The organism is Kitasatospora sp. NPDC022856, from assembly GCF_055561235.1.
In genome coordinates this window covers 241,894-261,192 of record NZ_JBVHHE010000012.1, presented here as the reverse complement: position 1 = coordinate 261,192, position 19,299 = coordinate 241,894, and the positions used below count along the sequence as shown (strand labels likewise).

Sequence of the window (19,299 nt, the reverse complement as noted above, 5' to 3'; positions counted from 1 at the left end):
GGCTCACAACTCGTGGCCGAGGTCGGCGGCGAGCGACTTCAGCAGGTCGAAGGCGGCCTCCGGGATCACCGTGCCGGGCGGGAAGACGGCGGCCGCCCCGGCCTCGTAGAGCGCCTCGAAGTCGCCCGGGGGGATGACCCCGCCGACCACGATGGTGATGTCCTCCCGGCCGGCCTCGGCGAGTTCGGCGCGCAGCGCCGGCACCAGGGTGAGGTGGCCGGCGGCCAGCGAGGAGACGCCGACGATGTGCACGTCCGCCTCGACGGCCTGGCGGGCGACCTCCGCCGGGGTCTGGAACAGCGGACCGACGTCGACCGTGAAGCCGAGGTCGGCGAAGGCGGTGGCGATCACCTTCTGGCCGCGGTCGTGGCCGTCCTGGCCCATCTTGGCGACCAGGATGCGCGGACGCCGGCCCTCGGCCCGCTCGAACCGCTCGACCAGGTCACGGGTGCGCTGGAGGGGGGCCGACGGCCCGGCTTCGTCTCGGTACACACCAGAAATGGTACGGATCTGGCCCGAGTGCCGGCCGTACACCTTCTCCAGGGCGTCCGAGATCTCGCCGACGGTGGCCTTGGCGCGGGCCGCGTCCACGGCCAGCGCGAGCAGGTTGCCGTCCAGGCCGCCGCCGCGCCGCGGACCGGCCTCGGCGGCCCGGGTGAGCGCGTGCAGGGCGGCCTGGGTGACGGCCTCGTCGCGCTCCTCGCGCAGCCGGCGCAGCTTCTCGATCTGGCGGGTGCGCACCGAGGAGTTGTCGACCTTGAGCACGTCGATCTGCTCGTCGCTGTCCACCCGGTACTTGTTGACGCCGATCACCGGCTGGCGGCCGGAGTCGATCCGGGCCTGGGTGCGGGCGGCGGCCTCCTCCACGCGCAGCTTGGGGATGCCCGCGTCGATGGCCTTGGCCATGCCGCCGGCCGCCTCCACCTCCTGGATGTGCTGCCAGGCGCGGCGGGCCAGGTCGTGGGTCAGCTTCTCGACGTACGCGGAGCCGCCCCACGGGTCGATCGACCGGCAGGTGCCGGACTCCTGCTGGAGCAGCAGCTGGGTGTTGCGGGCGATCCGGGCGGAGAAGTCGGTCGGCAGCGCCAGCGCCTCGTCGAGCGCGTTGGTGTGCAGCGACTGGGTGTGGCCCTGGGTGGCCGCCATCGCCTCGACGCAGGTGCGGGTGACGTTGTTGAACACGTCCTGCGCGGTCAGCGACCAGCCGGAGGTCTGCGAGTGGGTGCGCAGAGACAGCGACTTGGCGTTCTTCGGGTCGAACTGCTTGACCAGCTTGGCCCAGAGCAGCCGGGCCGCGCGCAGCTTGGCGACCTCCATGAAGAAGTTCATCCCGATCGCCCAGAAGAACGACAGGCGTGGCGCGAAGGCGTCCACGTCCAGCCCGACGTCCAGGCCCGCCCGCAGGTACTCCACGCCGTCGGCCAGGGTGTAGGCCAGCTCCAGGTCGGCGGTGGCCCCGGCCTCCTGGATGTGGTAGCCGGAGATGGAGATCGAGTTGTACCGCGGCATCTTCTGCGAGGTGTACGCGAAGATGTCCGAGATGATCCGCATCGACGGCTGCGGCGGGTAGATGTAGGTGTTGCGGACCATGAACTCCTTGAGGATGTCGTTCTGGATGGTCCCCGCGAGCTTCTCGGGCGCCACCCCCTGCTCCTCGGCCGCGACGATGTACAGCGCCAGGACGGGCAGTACCGCGCCGTTCATGGTCATCGACACCGACATCTTGTCCAGCGGGATGCCGTCGAAGAGCTGGCGCATGTCGTAGATGGAGTCGATCGCCACGCCGGCCATGCCGACGTCGCCGGTGACCCGCGGGTGGTCGCTGTCGTAGCCGCGGTGGGTCGGCAGGTCGAACGCGACCGACAGGCCCTTCTGACCGGCCGCCAGGTTGCGGCGGTAGAAGGCGTTGGACTCCTCGGCGGTGGAGAAGCCGGCGTACTGCCGGACCGTCCACGGCTGGTTGACGTACATCGTCGGGTACGGGCCGCGCAGGTACGGGGCGATGCCGGGGTAGGTGTCCAGGAAGTCCAGGCCCGCCAGGTCGTCCGCGGTGTAGAGCGGCTTGACGCCGATGCCCTCGGGGGTGTCCCAGAGCTGCTCGTCGACGTCCTTGCCGGTCGCCTGCCGCCAGGAGGCGCGCCACTGCTCGCCGGTGACGTCCGAGCGGCCGTCCGCGTCCAGCCCGATTCCGGTGAAGTCGGGGATCATCAGGCCACTCCGCTTTCGTCGGTGATCTCGTCCAGGAGCGAGGTCAGGACCGCGACGGCGTCGCTGCCCGCGAAGACGAACCCGTCCACGCCCGCCCGCTCGTACGCCTCGCGCCGCTCACCGGGCCGGCCGGCCAGCAGCACCCGCCGGGCGCCGGCGGCCTTGAGCGCCGCGGCCACCGCCTCGGCGTGCTCGCCGTACACCTGGTCGCTGGAGCAGAGGCAGGCCACCCGGGCGCCGGAGGCGGTGAACGCCCCGGCGGCCGCGGCCGCGACGTCCGGCCCGGTCAGCGCGGTCTCGGCGGAGGTGGTCGCGATGCCGCCGGCCTGGAACAGGTTGGCCGCGAAGGTGGTCCGCGCGGTGTGCGCGGAGGCCGTCCCGAGCGAGGCCAGGAAGAGCGCCGGCCGGGCCCCGGTGGCGGCCAGCCGGGCGTCCGAGCGGGCGCGCAGCGCCTCGTAGGCCTCGGACCGGCGCACCCGCGGCAGACCGCCGCCGGGCCCGGCCGGGGACGGCTCGCGGACCAGCGGCTGCTCGCCGAGGTTCGGGAACTCGCTGACGCCGGTGATGGGTTCGCGCCGCTTGGCGAGCGCCACCGAGCGCTCCGCCCAGGTGGCGGCGATCCGCTCGCCGACCAGGCCGGAGCCCAGGGCGGCCTGCTGGCCGCCGGCCCGCTCGATCTCCTGGAACCAGGCCCAGGCGGCGTGCGCGAGCTCGTCGGTCAGCCGCTCCACGTACCAGGAGCCGCCGGCCGGGTCGACGACCCGGGCCAGGTGCGACTCCTCCAGCAGGATCGCCTGGGTGTTGCGGGCGATCCGGCGGGCGAAGGCGTCGGAGAGGCCGACCGCGCTGTCGAACGGCTGGACGCTCACCGCGTCCGCGCCGCCGACCCCGGCGGCCAGGCAGGCCACCGTGGTGCGCAGCATGTTCACCCACGGGTCGCGCTCGGTCATCATCACGGCGGAGGTGACGGCGTGCTGGCGCTGCGCCGAGGCCTCCGGCGCGGCCCCCGACACCTCGGCCACCCGGGCCCAGAGCCGGCGCGCGGCCCGGAACTTGGCGATCGTCAGGAACTGGTCGGCGTCGGCCGCGTAGCGGAACTCCAGCTGGCCGAGCGCGGCGTCGACCGGCAGCCCGGCGGCGGTGAGGGCCCGCAGGTAGGCGACGCCGGTGGCGAGGGAGCAGCCGAGCTCCTGCGCGGGGGAGGCGCCGGCCTCGTGGTAGGGGAGGGCGTCGACGACGAGGGCGCGCAGGCCCGGGAAGCCCGCGGCGCAGCGGGCCGCGAGGGCGGTGGCCCCGGTGAGCAGCGCCTCGGTGCGCCCGGCCTGGCCGGTGCGGGCCTGGAGGCCCAGCGGGTCGGCGCCGAGGTTGCCCGCGGCGGCGCCGGCGGACACCTCGCGCTCCTCGTAGAGCTTGAACAACTGCTCGGCGGCTTCGGCGAATTCCGGGCCGGCGTCGAGCACGATGCCGGCCAGGTCGAGGTAGACGCCGGTCAGCACGTCGGGCAGGGCCGCGACCGGCAGGGCGTCGCCGCCCAGCTCCAGCCAGAGCGAGCTGCCGCCGTTCTCCAGATCGGCCAGCACGGCCTCGTTGGCCCGGCGCGGGTCCGGATCGGTGTGCCGCTGGCGGACGTCCCAGCCGGAGACCGTGCTGCCCTGCGGCCGGCCGCCGCGGACGAACGGCGGGAAGCCGGGGTAGCCGGGCTCGGCCGGGGAGTCCTCGGCGGTGTACAGCGGGCGGGCGCGCAGCCCGTCCTGGAGTGCGGTGGTGAGCGCCTGCTCGGCCGCTGCGCCGTCCGCGGGCTGCGCACCCGACTTTCGCAGCACGCTCTCGACGAGGTGCTGCCACTGCTCGCGGTGTGCGGCCGGGAATTCGGCGGCCAGGGGAAGCCCTTCGGGCGGGACCGTCATGCCCCGCAGGTTAGCGCTCGTTTGCGTCGGCGCAGCAGAGGCCGAGGGTGTGACCTTGCCCTCGCTTTCCGCTTCCTCGCACTTCAGAGGGGTCGGCGGCGTCCAACCGCGGGGGAAACCTGTCGGGGAGTTTCTCAGGGTGTGGACAGTGGCGCGGCCGGGCCGGGGGCGCGCCACGGCGGGCGGGTTGCGGAACCGTGCCGGCTATCTATTAAGTTGCTTAGTAGAAGCCGTCGGGGATGTACCCCTCGCCTGCTTCGCCCTGCCCTGCCCACTCCTGTCCCGTCCGGTCCCGTTCGCGGGGCCCGCCGGCCGGGGTGGCGCGCCGTCGTGCCGCCGTGCCACGTGAAGGAGCCCACCGCCATGGGAAAGCGCCGAAAGCCCAGCCCGCCCGGTCGGGCCCGGATGGCGGTCATGAGCACGGCACTGGCGGGCGGCGCGGTGCTCGCGGCCGGTACCGCGCAGGCCGAGCCCGCGCCCACGCCCGACGCCGTCAAGGAGCAGGTCGACCGCCTCAACGAGGAGGCCGAACAGTCGATCGAGCGCCACAACGGCTTCCAGGAGAAGCAGCAGCGGCTCCAGGGCGAGGCCAACCGGATCCAGGACGAGGTCGTCCGGGGCCAGGAGGCGATGAACGAGCTGCGCACCCGGCTGGGCGCCGTCGCCGCCGAGCAGTACCGCACCGGCGGCATCGACCCGTCCGTGCGGCTGATGCTCGACTCCGACCCGGGCGGCTACCTGGCCAAGGCCTCGGCGCAGAACCAGGTCCTCGACTCCCAGGCCGCGCTGCTCGCGCAGGCCCGCAGCGAGCAGCGCCGGCTCGACCAGGACCGCGCCGAGGCCGCCGCCACCCTTGCCGAGCTCGACGCGGCCGGTACCGCGCTGGCCGCGGAGAAGAAGGCGATCCAGGGGAAGCTCGCCGCGGCGCAGGCGCTGCTGAACCGGCTCAGTGCCGCCGACCGGGCCAAGGTCAACGCCCAGGACGCCGCCGGCCGGGCGTCCCGGGCCACCGCGCGCCCCGCCTACGACGGCCCGGCCACCGGCCGGGCCGCGGCGGCCCTCCGGTTCGCCTACGCGCAGCTCGGCAAGCCCTACGTCTGGGGCGCCACCGGACCCGCCGGCTTCGACTGCTCCGGTCTGACCGGCGCGGCCTGGCGGGCCGCCGACGTCAAGCTGCCCCGGATCTCCCAGGACCAGTGGAAGACCGGCCTGCGGGTCGCCCGCGGCGACCTCCAGCCCGGTGACCTCGTCTTCTTCTACCCGGACCTGCACCACGTCGGCCTCTACATCGGCGAGGGCAAGATGATCCACGCGCCGCGCACCGGCAAGAACGTCGAGGTGCTGCCGATCGACGTGATGCCGTACGTCGGCGCCGTCCGCCTGTAGCGGCGGGCCGTCGACCCGCCCACCCGCCCCGCACCGACCCGCCCACCCGCCCCGCACCGACCCGCCGTCCGACCTGCCGAACGCCCCCGGTTCCGACCGGGGGCGTTCGCCGTTCGGCGTCCCTGGTGTTGATCTGACGTCATGAAGTCGATTTCTTGCAAAGTCCTGTCGACATCTTGTGGCCCTCTGTTGCGCGGTGGTTAAGTGGCGGAGCCGCCGGACGAGCACCGCGGCGCCCCCACCACCCATGCCTGCAGAAGGGCCGTCCGCCATGAACAGAACCGGGCTCCGCCGGAGAACCGCCGCCGTCGCCGTGGCCGCAGGACTGGCCTTCTCCCTTGCCGCGTGCGGCAGTTCGGACGACAGCGGGGCAGCCGTCGCGGCGCCGTCGGGCGGCGCCGGCTCGACCCTGGACCCGAACGCGAAGGTCAGCATCAGCGTCGACTGCCAGCCCCCGGTCACCAAGGCCGCCGAGCGCAAGCAGTGGGTCGAGGACGTCGAGGCGTTCCACCAGCGCTACCCGAACGTCACGATCACCAGCAAGGACGCCTCGCCCTGCGAGGAGCCCGCGCCGTTCACCGCCCAGCTCAAGGGCCGGACCCAGACCGACGTCTTCTACACCTACTTCACCGACCTCGACCAGGTGCTGGACGAGGGCGCGGCCGAGGACATCTCCGGCTACGTCGACGAGACGACCGTGCCGGCGCTGAAGGACATCGACCCCTCGGTGCTCGCCACGCTCAAGGACGGCGACAAGCTCTACGGCCTGCCCACCTCGAACTACAAGCTGGGCCTGCTCTACAACCGCAAGCTGTTCAAGCAGGCCGGGCTCGACCCGGACAAGCCCCCCACGACCTGGCCGGAGATCCGCGAGGCCGCGAAGCGGATCGCCGCGCTCGGCAACGGGGTCAACGGCTACGGCGACTACAGCGCGACCAACCAGGGCGGCTGGCACTTCACCGCCGAGCTGTACGGGCTGGGCGGCCGGATGGTCGGCGAGGACGGCCGGAAGGCCGCGTTCAACACCGCCGAGGGCCGGCAGGTCCTGCAGACCCTGTACGACATGCGCTGGACCGACGACTCGATGGGCTCCGCGCAGAGCCTCAAGTGGCCCGACCTGATGACCCGGATGTCCACCGACCGGCTCGGGATGTACATCGGCGCCCCGGACGACATCACCTACATGGTGCAGACCCTGAACGGGGACTACGCCGACTACGGCATGGGGCCGATGCCCGGCGGCAAGGCCGCGCTGCTCGGCGGCAACGACTACATGGTCAAGAAGGGCTCCAGCCCGGACCAGATCAGGGCGGCCGTCGCCTGGGTGAACTTCAAGTTCCTCACCCAGGGCAAGGGCCAGTTCGACTACGCCCGGACCAAGGCGGACGGCCTGCCGGTCGGCCTCCCGCAGCCCTTCTTCCTCACCGGCGCCTCGCTGGAGCAGGACAACCGGGCGAAGGCGGCCAGCGCCACCGTCCCGGTCCAGAACTACGCGCCCTACCTCGCCGCGTCCGTGCCGGGCCGCACCGAGCCGGCCCACGCGCAGCAGATCTACAAGGTGCTCGACAACGCGATGTCGGCCGTGCTGACCGACAATGGCGCCGACGTCGCCAAGCTGTTGAACGACGCCGAGACCCAGGTCAACCAGGTACTGGCCAGCCTTCAGTAGCGAACGGGCGGGGCCGGCCCCGCGCCCCCGGCCACCGCCGGCACCCGGCCACCCCCGGCCACCGACGGCCACCGGTGAACAGCGACGGACAGCGACGGACAGCGACGAAGCGGAGAACGAGGGATGGCAGCGATCAGTGTCGCCGGGAAGGCGGCCCGGCCCACCAGTGAGCCCCGGCGGCGCGGCCGGCTGGGGCGGGGGCTGCGGCGCAACCTCACCGCGCACGGCTTCCTGCTCGGCGCACTGCTCTGTTTCGGCTTCTTCACCTGGTACCCGATGGTCCGTGAAGTCGTCATGAGCTTCCAGCGGACCAGGCGGGGCCGGACCAGCTGGGTCGGCCTGGACAACGTCGACCAGCTGCTCCAGGACCCGGCGTTCTGGCAGGCCTGGCGCAACACCCTGGTGTTCACCCTGCTGGCGCTGGTGTTCGGCTTCGCGGTGCCGTTCCTGGTCGCCGTGCTGCTGAACGAGCTGCGGCACGCCAAGGCCTACCTGCGGGTGCTGGTCTACCTGCCGGTGATGATGCCGCCGGTGGCCTCCGTGCTGCTCTTCAAGTACTTCTACGACCCGGACCACGGGTTGTTCAACAGCGTGCTGCGGGCGCTCCACCTGCCGACCTCGGCCTGGCTCGACTCGCCCGACACCGCGCTGCTCTCGGTGGTCATCGCCTCCACCTGGATGAACATGGGCGGCGCCACCCTGATCTACCTGGCGGCCCTCCAGGGCATCCCGGGGGAGCTCTACGAGGCGGCCGAACTGGACGGGGCCGGCCTGTGGCGCCGGATCTGGCACGTGACCGTCCCGCAGACCAGGCTGGTGCTCTCGCTCCTGCTGCTGCTCCAGATCGTCGCCACCATGCAGGTGTTCGTCGAGCCCTACCTGCTGACCGGTGGCAACGGGCCGCAGGGCTCCACCACCACCGTGGTCCACCTCGTCTACCAGTACGCCTTCAACTTCAACAACTACGGCGCCGCCTCGGCGCTCGGCCTGATCATGCTGCTGGTGCTGGCCGGATTCTCCGCCCTGTACGCGCGGCTGTCGCGCGAGGCCGACTGACCCGGGGCCGACTGACCCGGGGCCGACTGACCCGGGGCCGACCGACCCGGGGCCGACTGACCCGGGGCCGTCCAGTCCCGGACCACACCCGACCAGACCCATGGGAGCCCCGGTGCAGCCGCAGACCCGGACGCTGATCTCGCAGACCCAACTCGACCGCCCACGCGGCCGACTGCTCTACCGGCTGACCCTGGTGGCGACCGTCGTGGTCTTCACCCTGGTCTTCCTCGGCCCGCTGTACTGGCTGGTGACCGGCGGCCTGAAGTCCACCGCCGAGGTGGTCCGCAACCCGCCCACGCTCTTCCCCGCCGAGCTCCACCCGGACACCTACGCGACCGCGTGGAGCCGGCTCGGCCTCGGCCGGCTGCTCTTCAACACGCTGTACTACGCCTTCGGCGCGCTCGCCTTCCAGCTGGTCCTCGACGTGGCGGCGGCCTACGCGCTGTCCAAGCTGCGGCCCGTCCTGGGCAATCTGATCCTCGGCATGATGCTGGCCACCCTGATGATCCCGGCCGCGGTGCTGGTCGTCCCGCAGTACCTGACCGTCCTGGACCTGCCGCTGCTGCACGTCAACCTGATCAACACGCCCTGGGCGATCTGGTTGCCGACGGTGGCCAACGCCTTCAACATCTTCCTGCTGAAACGGTTCTTCGACTCCATCCCGGAGGACCTCATGGCGGCCGCCGCGATCGACGGGGCCACCCCGCTGCGCGCCCTGCGCTCCATCGTGCTGCCGATGTCCCGGCCGATCCTCGGCGTGGTCTCGATCTTCGCCGTGGTGAACGTCTGGAAGGACTTCCTCTGGCCGATGCTCGTCCAGCCGGACCCGGCCCGGCAGACCCTCAACATCGGCATCAAGTCGCTCTCCACGGGCGTGCCGCAGAACGTCGTCATCGCCGCCCTGGCCATCGCCTCGGCGCCGACCGTCGTCTTCTTCCTGATCTTCCAGCGCAACATCATGTCCGGGCTCACCTCGGGTGGACTCAAAGGCTGACCGGCCCGGGCGCCGATCCGAAAGGACCCACCGTGGGACAGCAATCCCGGCTCCCGTTCGAGACCCCGCACTGGTGGCGCGACGCGGTGATCTACCAGGTGTACCCGCGCAGCTTCGCCGACGCCGACGGCGACGGCACGGGGGACCTCGCCGGTGTCCGCAGCAGGCTGCCCTACCTGGCCGACCTCGGCGTCGACGCCGTCTGGTTCAACCCCTGGTACCCGTCCCCGATGGCCGACGGCGGCTACGACGTCACCGACTACCGGGGCGTGGACCCGCTGTTCGGCACCCTCGCGGACGCCGAGCAGCTCATCGCGGAGGCGCTCGGCCACGGCATCCGCACCATCGTGGACATCGTGCCGAACCACGTCTCGGACCAGCACCCGTGGTTCCGGGCCGCGCTCGCGGCGGGCCCCGGCAGTCCGGAGCGCGAACTGTTCCACTTCCGCGCCGGGCGCGGCCCGGACGGCGAACTCCCGCCCAACGACTGGGTCTCCGAGTTCGGCGGCCGCCCGTGGACCAGGACGGCGGACGGCGCGTGGTACCTCCACCTGTTCGCCGCCCAGCAGCCCGACCTCAACTGGGCCCACCCCCGGGTGCGCACCGAGCACGAGGAGATCCTGCGCTTCTGGTTCGACCGGGGCGCGGCCGGCGTCCGGATCGACTCCGCCGCGCTGCTGGCCAAGGACCCGGCGCTGCCCGACTTCGTCAAGGGCCGGGACCCGCACCCGTTCACCGACCGCGAGGAGTTGCACGGCGTCTACCGCTCCTGGCGGGCCATCGCCGACAGCTACCCGGACACCCGGATCCTGGTCGGCGAGGTCTGGCTGCCGGACGCCGAGCGCTTCGCCCGGTACCTGCGCCCGAACGAGCTGCACACCGCCTTCAACTTCGACTTCCTGGCCCGCCCCTGGGAGGCGGCCGCGCTGCGCGAGTCGATCGACACCACGCTGGGGCTGCACGCCCCGGTCGGCGCCCCGGCCACCTGGGTGCTCGCCAACCACGACGTCACCCGGACGGTCACCCGCTACGGCCGCCGGGACACCCGGTTCGACTTCGCCGCCAAGGCCTGGGGCACCCCGACCGACCCGGAGCTTGGCCGGCGCCGGGCCCGGGCGGCGGCGCTGCTCTCGCTGGCCCTGCCCGGCGCGGTCTACCTCTACCAGGGCGAGGAACTCGGCCTGCCCGAGGTCGAGGACCTGCCGCCGGACCGCCTCCAGGACCCGATGCACCTGCGCTCCGGCGGTACCGACCCGGGCCGCGACGGCTGCCGGGTACCGCTCCCCTGGTCGGGCGACCGACCCCCGTACGGGTTCAGCCAGGCTCCGGCCGAGCCCTGGCTCCCGCAGCCGGCCGACTGGGCCCCGCTCACCGTCGAGGCCCAGTCGGCCGACCCTGGTTCGATGCTCGCGCTCTACCGCGCCGCGCTGCGGCTGCGCCGCGCCGAGGACGCCCTGCGCGGCGAGGTCTTCGGCTGGACCGCCGCTCCCGGCGACGTGCTGGCGTTCCACCGCGGCGCCGGCTTCCAGTGCGTGGTGAACCTCGGCGCCGCGCCGCATCCGCTGCCCGCGCACCGCGCGGTCCTGCTCGCCAGCGGCCCGCTCACCGCGGGCGGGCTGCTCCCGCCCGACACCGCGGTCTGGCTGCGCGTCGCCTGACCGCCCGGGGCGGACACCCCCCCGCCCGGTCCGCCCCCGGACCGGGCGCCGCCCCGGCCCGCCGCTGCCCCCCGGAGCCACGGATGGCCCGCTCACCCCCGCACGCACCCGGTCCTGACGGCCGGACAGGGCCCCACCCCCCACCCCCATCCACGCGTTCGGACGAGACGAGACAGAGGACCCCGTGAGAACCCGAGCACCGATCTTCCGCTGGCTGGCGGGCACGCTCGCCACCGGCCTGCTGGCCCTGGCCGGCCCGCTGCTGCCGGCCACCACCGCCGCCGCGGCCGGCGGCCCCGACCTGGCGGCGGGCCGGCCCGCCGCCGCGAGCAGCAGCATCGTCGGCCGGCCGGTCACCGCCGTCAACGACGGCGACGCCGCCACCTACTGGGAGAGCGCCAACGGCGCGCTGCCGCAGTGGGTCCAGGTCGACCTCGGCGCCGCCGCCGCGGTCGACGAGGTGGTGCTGAAGCTCCCCGCGTCCTGGGAGAGCCGCACCGAGACGCTCGCCGTCCAGGGCAGCGCCGACGGCACCGGCTTCACCACCCTGGTGGGCTCGGCCGGCTACGCCTTCGCGCCCGGTACCGGCAACACCGTGCGGATCGCCTTCCCGGCGGCGAGCACCCGCTACCTGCGGCTGGCGGTCTCCGCCAACACCGGCTGGCCGGCCGCCCAGATCGCCGAGCTGGAGGTGCGCGCGGCCGGCGCCGCCGGGGCGAACCTGGCGCTCGGGCGGCCGTTCAGCGCCGGAAGCCAGAGCCAGGCCTACGCCCCGGCGAACGCCGGTGACGGCAACGCGGCCAGCTACTGGGAGAGCGCCAACGGCGCGCTGCCGCAGTGGGTCCAGGTCGACCTCGGCGCCGCCGTGGCGGTCAACCGCGTGGCGCTGCGGCTGCCCGCCGGCTGGGAGCGCCGGACGCAGACGCTCGCCGTGCGCGGCAGCACCGACGGCAGCGCCTTCACCGACCTGGCCGCCTCGGCCGCCCGGGTCTTCGACCCGGCCACCGGGAACGCCGTCGTCCTCGACCTGGGGGCCACCACCACCCGGTTCGTGCGGGTCGAAGTGACCGCCAACACCGGCTGGGCCGCCGCCCAACTGGCCGAACTGGAGGTGTACGGCCCGGCCACCGGCGACACCCGGGCGCCCACCGCCCCGAGCGGCCTCGCCTACGACCGGCCCGCGCCCGGCCGGATCCACCTGACCTGGTCGGCCTCGACCGACGACACCGGGGTCACCGGCTACGACGTCTACGCGAACGGCGCGCTGCTGACCAGCGTGCCGGGCACCGTGCCGGGCTACACCGACAGCCGCCCGGACAGCGCCACCGTCTCCTACTACGTGAAGGCCCGGGACGCCGCCGGCAACCAGTCGCCGAGCAGCAACACGGTGACCAGGACCGGTCAGAGCGGCGACACCCAGGCGCCGTCCGCGCCCGGCGCCCTCGGCTACGACCAGCCCGCGGCGGGCCGGATCCGTCTGACCTGGTCGGCCTCGACCGACGACACCGGGGTCACCGGCTACGACGTCTACGCGAACGGCGCGCTCCGGGCGAGCGTGGCCGCCGCCGTGCTGAGCTACACCGACGGCCAGCCGGACAGCGCCACCGTCTCCTACTACGTGAAGGCCCGGGACGCCGCCGGCAACCAGTCCGCGAGCAGCAACACCGTGGTGCGGGCCGGCAGCGGCGGGAGCGGGACCAACCTGGCGGCCGGCAAGCCGATCAGCGCCTCCTCGGTGATCAACACCTTCGTCGCGGCGAACGCCAACGACAACGACACCGCCACCTACTGGGAGGGCAACGCCAACAGCTACCCCGACACCCTGACGGTGGCGCTGGGCTCCAACGCGGCGGTGGACTCCGTCGTGGTCAAGCTGAACCCGGCCGCGGCCTGGTCCAGCCGGAGCCAGACGATCGAGGTGCTCGGCCGGGACCAGTCCGGTACCGGCTTCACCACCCTGGTACCGGCCCGCGGCTACGACTTCGTCCAGCCCGCCGGGAACTCCGTGACCGTCCCGGTCGGCGCCACCGCGGCCGACGTCCAGCTGCGGATCACCGCCAACACCGGGTCCACCGGCGGCCAGGTGGCCGAGTTCCAGGTGATCGGCGCCCCGGCGGCCAACCCGGACCTCACCGTCACCGACGTCTCCGCCACCCCGGCCGCGCCGGTCGAGACCGACCCGGTCACGCTCTCCGCGACGGTCCGCAACCTCGGCACCCTGCCCTCGGCCGCGACCGCCGTCGGCTTCTACCTGGGCTCGACCAAGGTCGGCACCGCCCAGGTCGGCCCGCTGGCCGTCGGCGCCGCCGGCACCGTCACGCTGGACGCCGGCGTGCGCGCGGCCGGCAGCTACCAGCTCTCCGCCAAGGTCGACGAGGCCAACGCGGTGATCGAGCGGGACGAGACCAACAACACCGCAACCGCGCCGGCCCCCCTGGTGGTCACCCGGGCCCCCGGCTCCGACCTGCTCGCCGCCCCGACCGTCTGGTCCCCGGCCAACCCGGCCGCCGGGAACACCGTCACCTTCTCGGTGGCGGTGAAGAACCAGGGCACCACGGCCTCGGCCGGCGGCGCCCACGCCATCACCCTGACGGTCGCCGACGCCGCCGGCACCGTGGTGAGGACGCTGTCCGGCGCCTACACCGGCACGATCGCCCCCGGCGCGACCAGCGCGCCGGTGACGCTCGGCACCTGGACGGCGGCGAACGGCCGGTACACCGTGAAGACGGTGATCGCGGCGGACGCCAACGAGCCGCCGGCCAAGCAGACCGACAACACCTCCACCCAGCCGCTCCACGTCGGCCGGGGCGCGAACATGCCCTACGACACCTACGAGGCCGAGGACGGCGTGCTGGCCGGCGGCGCGGGCCTGGTCGGGCCGAACCGGGTCGTCGGGGACCTCGCCGGCGAGGCCAGCGGCCGGCGCGCGGTGACGCTCAACTCCACCGGCGCCTCGGTCGAGTTCACCACCCGGGCGCCGACCAACACGCTCGTCACCCGGTTCTCCGTCCCGGACGCCGCCGGCGGCGACGGCACCGACGCCACGCTCAGCGTCTACGTCGACGGCACCTTCCTCAAGAAGATCGACCTGACCTCCAAGTACGCCTGGCTGTACGGCGCCGAGACCGCGCCGGGCAACTCGCCCGGCGCGGGCGCCCCGCGGCACGTCTACGACGAGGCGAACGTCCTGCTCGGCACCACCGTGCCGGCCGGCAGCCGAATCAGGCTGCAGAAGGACGGCGGCGACACCTCCCGCTACGCGATCGACTTCGTCAGCCTGGAGCAGGCCACCGCGACGCCGAACCCGGACCCGGCGCACTACGCCGTCCCGGCCGGCTTCACCCACCAGGACGTGCAGAACGCCCTGGACAAGGTGCGGATGGACACCACCGGCACCCTGGTCGGCGTCTACCTGCCGGCGGGCGACTACCAGACGGCGAGCAAGTTCCAGGTCTACGGCAAGCCCGTCAAGGTGATCGGCGCGGGCCCCTGGTTCACCCGGTTCCGGGCGCCCGCCACCCAGAGCAACACCGACGTCGGCTTCCGCGCGGAGGCGACGGCCAACGGCTCGACCTTCGCCGGGTTCGCCTACTTCGGCAACTACACCTCCCGGATCGACGGCCCCGGCAAGGTCTTCGACTTCGCCAACGTCGCCCACATGGTGATCGACGACATCTGGGCCGAGCACATGGTCTGCCTCTACTGGGGGGCCAACACCGACTTCATGACCATCAGCAACAGCCGGATCCGCGACACCTTCGCGGACGGCGTCAACATGACCAACGGCTCCACCGACAACCTGGTCACCAACAACGAGGCCCGGGCCACCGGGGACGACTCCTTCGCGCTGTTCTCCGCGATCGACGCGGGCGGCGCGGACGAGATGAACAACGTCTTCGAGAACCTGACCTCGATCCTCACCTGGCGGGCGGCCGGGGTCGCCGTGTACGGCGGCTACGCCAACACCTTCCGCAACATCTACATCGCCGACACCCTGGTCTACTCGGGCGTCACCATCAGCTCGCTGGACTTCGGGTACCCGATGAACGGCTTCGGCACCGAACCGACGGCCCTGCAGAACATCTCGGTCGTCCGGGCCGGGGGCCACTTCTGGGGCTCCCAGACCTTCCCCGCGATCTGGGTGTTCTCGGCCTCCAAGGTGTTCCAGGGCATCCGGGTGAGCGATGTGGACATCGTCGACCCGACGTACCACGGCATCATGTTCCAGACCAACTACTCCGGCGGGCAGCCGCAGTTCCCGGTCAAGGACACCGTCTTCAGCAACGTCTCGATCACCGGGGCGCGCCGCAGCGGTGACGCCTTCGACGCCAGGTCCGGCTTCGGGATCTGGGCGAACGAGTCGGCCGAGCCCGGGCAGGGCCCGGCGGTCGGCTCGGTGGTCTTCAACCACCTGCGCCTGGCCGGCAACGACCAGGACATCAGGAACACCACCTCCACCTTCACCATCACCGTCAACCCGTAGCCCCGAAGCGCTCCGACACCGGTGCCGCCGGGACGGACCCCCGTCCCGGCGGCACCTCGGGCTGTCCGCCGCTCGCCGGCGGGCGCGTTCCGGGGCGGTGGGAGCGAGCGCAAGGCGGTTCAAGAGAGCGCAAGTAGACGCAAATTCTTGCGAGGAACGACGTACACTCCCCCCATGACACGACGACTTGCCCAGGTGGCGCAGAAGGTCGGGGTCAGCGAGGCCACCGTCAGCCGGGTGCTGAACGACAAGCCCGGCGTCTCGGAGGCGACCAGGGCCGCCGTGCTGACCGCCCTGGACGTGCTCGGCTACGAGCGCCCCACCCAGCTGCGCGGCGAACGCGCCCGGCTGGTGGGCCTGGTCATGCCGGAGCTGCAGAACCCGATCTTCCCGGCCTTCGCCGAGGCGGTCGGCGGCGCGCTGGCCGGCCAGGGGTTCACCCCGGTCCTCTGCACCCAGACCGCCGGCGGGGTGTCCGAGGCGGACTACGTCGACCTGCTGCTCTCCCAGCAGGTCTCCGGAGTGGTCTTCTTCGGCGGCCTCTACGCCCAGGCCGACGCCGCCCACGACCACTACGACCGGCTGGCCGAGCGCAGCCTGCCGACGGTGCTGCTGAACGCGGCCATCGAGGGCCTCGACTTCGCCCGGGTGTCCTGCGACGACGCGGTCGCCGTCGAGCAGTCCGTCGGGCACCTGCGCCAGCTCGGCCACCGCAGGATCGGGCTGGTGCTCGGCCCGGCCGACCACGTGCCGTCCCGGCGCAAGCTGGCCGCCGCGCGGGCCGCGGCGGCGAAGGCCGGCCTCGACCTCCCGGAGAGCCGGGTCGAGCGGGCGCTGTTCACCCTGGAGGGCGGCCAGGCCGCCACCACCCGGCTGCTCCGCGAGGGCGTCACCGGGATCATCTGCGCCAGCGACCCGCTGGCGCTCGGTGCGATCAGGGCGGCCCGCCGGGCCGGTCTCTCGGTGCCGGACGACGTGTCGGTGATCGGCTACGACGACTCGTCCTTCATGACCTGCACCGATCCGCCGCTGACCACCGTCCGGCAGCCGATCGAGGCGATGGGCCGGGCCGCGGTGGACCTCCTGGTGGGGGAGATCGGCGGAGTCCGGATCACCCACGACGAGCTGCTGTTCGAGCCGGAACTGGTGGTCCGGGGGTCGACGGCGCCGCCGCGCGCCCGGTCCTGACCGAGACGGGCAGGCCCCCGGAGACCGTGTCGGTCTCCGGGGGCCTGCGTGCGTGCCGGTCCGTCAGGGGCCGTACACCTGGAACTCGGAGAGCTGGCCGGCCGGCCAGCCGGTGTTGCCGGTGAAGGTGAGCCGCAGGTAGCGGGCGGTCGTCCCGGGCACCTGGACGGTGACGGTGTTCCCGGTGGCCGGGTCGAAGCGGTACCCGGCCGAGGGCTTGACCGTGCTCCAGGAGCCGCCGTCGGTGGAGGCCTGGACGGTCAGGGTCTGGGTCCGCGCCTCCCAGCCGGGCGGCAGGGTGAGCACCAGTCGGCCGACCGCGACGGGGCTGCCGAGGTCACCCGTGATCCACTGCGGGAAGGCGTTGTTGGCGCTCTCCCAGTAGCTGGCCCGGTCGCCGTCGTCGGCCCGCTGCGGGGGGTAGACGTCGGTGTAGCTGCTCGCCGCGATCGCCCTGCCGTGCAGCAGGTCCACCGTGCCGGGCGGCGTGGTCGGGGTGGGCGTGGTCGACGGGGTGGGCGTGGGGGTGGGTGTGGTCGAGGGGCTCGGGGTGCCGGACGGGCTCGGGGTGCCCGGGCCGCCGCCGCCCGGTCGGCCGCCGTAGGTGAACTGCGGGGCCGGCCAGGTGCCGCCGCAGGTGGAGCCCGCCCAGCCGGAGTTGCCGCCGCCGTCGGTGATCCGGAAGCCGGCGCCGACGCAGTTGTGGGTCGGGGTGGCGGACTGGGCGATGTTGCGGGCCTTCACACCGGTGAACCGCATCGTCGACTCGGCCTGCGCCTGGATGGCGTAGGTACCCGCGCCGTCGATGGTCACGCCGGTGAAGGCGATCCCGCTGGACGAGCCCTCGATGGTCTGGATCGCCTCGTAGGAGCTGTCCAGGATGTCGGTGTCGCCGATGGTGATCGCGGCTCCGCTGATCGGCTCGTTGAGGCCGCTGAACCAGACCGCCCCGACGCCGAAGTTCCAGTTGTAGTCGCTGTTCCCGGTCCGGATCAGGGTGTTCCGGAGCGCGTTGACGGTGCCCGCGACGGCGGTCCCCCAGCCCGAGCCGACCCCCGGGTACCGGTTGGCGATGTGCAGGCCGCCGCCGTTGCTGACGGTGTCCGCCATCACGTTGTCGGAGATCGTGAAGTCCCGGCCCCCGTACGTCACGATGTTGTTGGCCAGCACGGGGACGACCACGGTGTTGTGGGTGAAGCTGTCTCCCGCGTTGGGGACGCGCTCCGGCCAGGAGGCGAGGCCGTCGTCACCGGTGTTGCGGACGAAGGTGTTGGTCACCGTCGAGTTCGTCACCCCGGTGTGGAAGTTCACGCCGTCCGCGGTCTGGTCCAGGATGCGGCTGTTCCGGATGGTGAACCGGTCCATCGGCCCGTCCATCCAGGCGCCGACCTTGGTGTGCTGGATCCACAGGTTGTCCACGGTGGAGTCGCTCATCGCCCCGCCGAGCGCGTTCACCTGGTCGTCGTCCACCCGCTCGCGGATGTCGCCGATGACGGCGAAGTCCCGCAGGGTGACGTTCCGGCTCGGGCCGTTGGCCTCCTGCGGCCGGACCGCCCCGCCGTAGCCGCCGCCCGCCACGTACTTGCCGTAGATCCCGGCGGCCCGGTTGCGGTTGACCGGGTCGCGGCCGCCGAGAACGCTGTACCAGGGCCCGGCCCCGGCCAGGGTGACGCCGTCCACCACCACGTGGTCGTACAGCGTGTAGCTGCCCGGCGGGATGTAGACCGTCCGGCCCTGGGCCCGGCCGGCGTCGACCGCGCTCTGGAACCGCGCGGTGTTGTCGCCGGCCCCGGTCGGGTCGGCGCCGAAGTCCGCCACCACGTCGATCGACCCGGCGGGCTTGCCGATCGGCGCGCCGACCTGCTCGAAGTCGGCCAGGTCGACGGTGAAGGCGGGGGACTGCGCGGTCGAGGACACCTGCAGCCGGATCTTCGTGCCGGCGGGCAGCGAGGAGCCGAACATGGTCCGGGTCTCGTCGTAGAAGTGGTGCGGGTCGGTGTCCCCGGGGTTGTTGTTGAAGGGGTAACCCCCGTAGTACCAGCCGTACTTCGAGGTGACCGGGACGGACTTCAGCTTCGACCCGTTGACCAGGAGGTCGATCGAGGCGTCCCGGCCCCGGCCGTCCGCGCTGTCCGGCAGGCTGTAGCGGAAGCTCATCGCGTCGGCCGGGGCGGTCAGCGTGAACTCGACGTACTGGCCGGTCGCGGACAGCGTGACGGCCTGGCGGCCGGAGGCCTCCGAGGGGAGTGTGCCGTAGCGGCGCTCGGGGCCGATCACCGTGCCGTTGGTGGCCGCGAACTCGGCCTCCTGCTCCTTGAACTTCACGGCGGCGCCCCGGTCGGGGACGTCCAGCGGCGAGAGGGTCGGCACGGCCGCGGCGTGCGCGGGCTGGGTGGTGACGGTGAGCAGGGCGGCCGCGGAGAGGGCGGCGGCGGTCAGCGCGGCGAGCGGTGCGCGCAGACGGCGGAAGGCGGGAGGTGGCATGGGCGACGTCCTCACTGGCGTGGGTGGGAGGCCGAGCGAGGGGAACACTAGGGGCGTTTCTGCATGAAGTCCATGGATATGCGCAAAATATTGACAGTCACTCCGCAAGAAGGGAGGTGTCGGGGACCGGGCATGCCGCGGGGAGCGCCCGACCGACGATCCGGCAGGCACGCCCGGAGCAGGTCATCACCACCGCGTCGCCGGCGCGGCCGGACGCACTCCCGCGCCGCCACTCCCGCCCCGCCGACCGCACCCGGACATGGCCG

10 protein-coding genes are annotated in these 19,299 nt (G+C 73.0%); 7 read left to right on the top strand and 3 right to left on the bottom strand.

The genetic code is table 11. The features are described from left to right. Nucleotides 1–3: 3 nt before the first annotated feature. Both scpA and ACZ34W_RS17745 read right to left on the bottom strand, forming a co-directional pair. Complete coding sequence (gene scpA / locus ACZ34W_RS17750; RefSeq protein WP_465605131.1) at nucleotides 4–2,208, bottom strand: methylmalonyl-CoA mutase; 2,205 nt, start codon at nucleotides 2,206–2,208, stop codon at nucleotides 4–6. Further along, nucleotides 2,208–4,115, bottom strand: coding sequence for a methylmalonyl-CoA mutase family protein (locus ACZ34W_RS17745; RefSeq protein ID WP_465605128.1), 1,908 nt, complete (start codon nucleotides 4,113–4,115; stop codon nucleotides 2,208–2,210). The genes scpA and ACZ34W_RS17745 overlap by 1 nt, the downstream gene beginning before the upstream one ends. Before the next feature lie 363 nt (nucleotides 4,116–4,478). Here ACZ34W_RS17745 and ACZ34W_RS17740 point away from each other — a divergent pair, with 363 nt between their 5' ends. The 7 genes from ACZ34W_RS17740 to ACZ34W_RS17710 all read left to right on the top strand — a co-directional run bounded on the left by ACZ34W_RS17740 (nucleotide 4,479) and on the right by ACZ34W_RS17710 (nucleotide 16,549). Further along, nucleotides 4,479–5,501, top strand: coding sequence for a C40 family peptidase (locus ACZ34W_RS17740; protein WP_465605125.1), 1,023 nt, complete (start codon nucleotides 4,479–4,481; stop codon nucleotides 5,499–5,501). 271 nt (nucleotides 5,502–5,772) lie between these two features. Beyond that, nucleotides 5,773–7,170, top strand: coding sequence for an ABC transporter substrate-binding protein (locus ACZ34W_RS17735; RefSeq protein WP_465605122.1), 1,398 nt, complete (start codon nucleotides 5,773–5,775; stop codon nucleotides 7,168–7,170). A gap of 123 nt (nucleotides 7,171–7,293) precedes the next feature. After that, a complete protein-coding gene (locus ACZ34W_RS17730; RefSeq protein ID WP_359808120.1) occupies nucleotides 7,294–8,226 on the top strand; it encodes a carbohydrate ABC transporter permease in 933 nt (310 codons plus the stop codon). A 100-nt stretch (nucleotides 8,227–8,326) separates the two neighbouring features. Beyond that, nucleotides 8,327–9,220, top strand: coding sequence for a carbohydrate ABC transporter permease (locus ACZ34W_RS17725; protein ID WP_329486555.1), 894 nt, complete (start codon nucleotides 8,327–8,329; stop codon nucleotides 9,218–9,220). 32 nt (nucleotides 9,221–9,252) lie between these two features. Continuing rightward, on the top strand, nucleotides 9,253–10,878 hold the full coding sequence (locus ACZ34W_RS17720; protein ID WP_465605117.1) for a glycoside hydrolase family 13 protein: 1,626 nt from the start codon (nucleotides 9,253–9,255) through the stop codon (nucleotides 10,876–10,878). A 184-nt stretch (nucleotides 10,879–11,062) separates the two neighbouring features. Then, complete coding sequence (locus ACZ34W_RS17715; protein WP_465605114.1) at nucleotides 11,063–15,361, top strand: galactose-binding domain-containing protein; 4,299 nt, start codon at nucleotides 11,063–11,065, stop codon at nucleotides 15,359–15,361. A 174-nt stretch (nucleotides 15,362–15,535) separates the two neighbouring features. After that, entirely contained in the window at nucleotides 15,536–16,549 is a 1,014-nt protein-coding gene (locus ACZ34W_RS17710; protein WP_465605111.1) for a LacI family DNA-binding transcriptional regulator, read from the top strand. 63 nt (nucleotides 16,550–16,612) lie between these two features. Here ACZ34W_RS17710 and ACZ34W_RS17705 read toward each other — a convergent pair whose 3' ends face one another. Continuing rightward, nucleotides 16,613–19,033 (bottom strand): galactose-binding domain-containing protein, encoded by a 2,421-nt coding sequence (locus tag ACZ34W_RS17705; protein WP_465605108.1) that lies wholly within the window; start codon nucleotides 19,031–19,033, stop codon nucleotides 16,613–16,615. Between the last annotated feature and the right edge of the window lie 266 nt (nucleotides 19,034–19,299).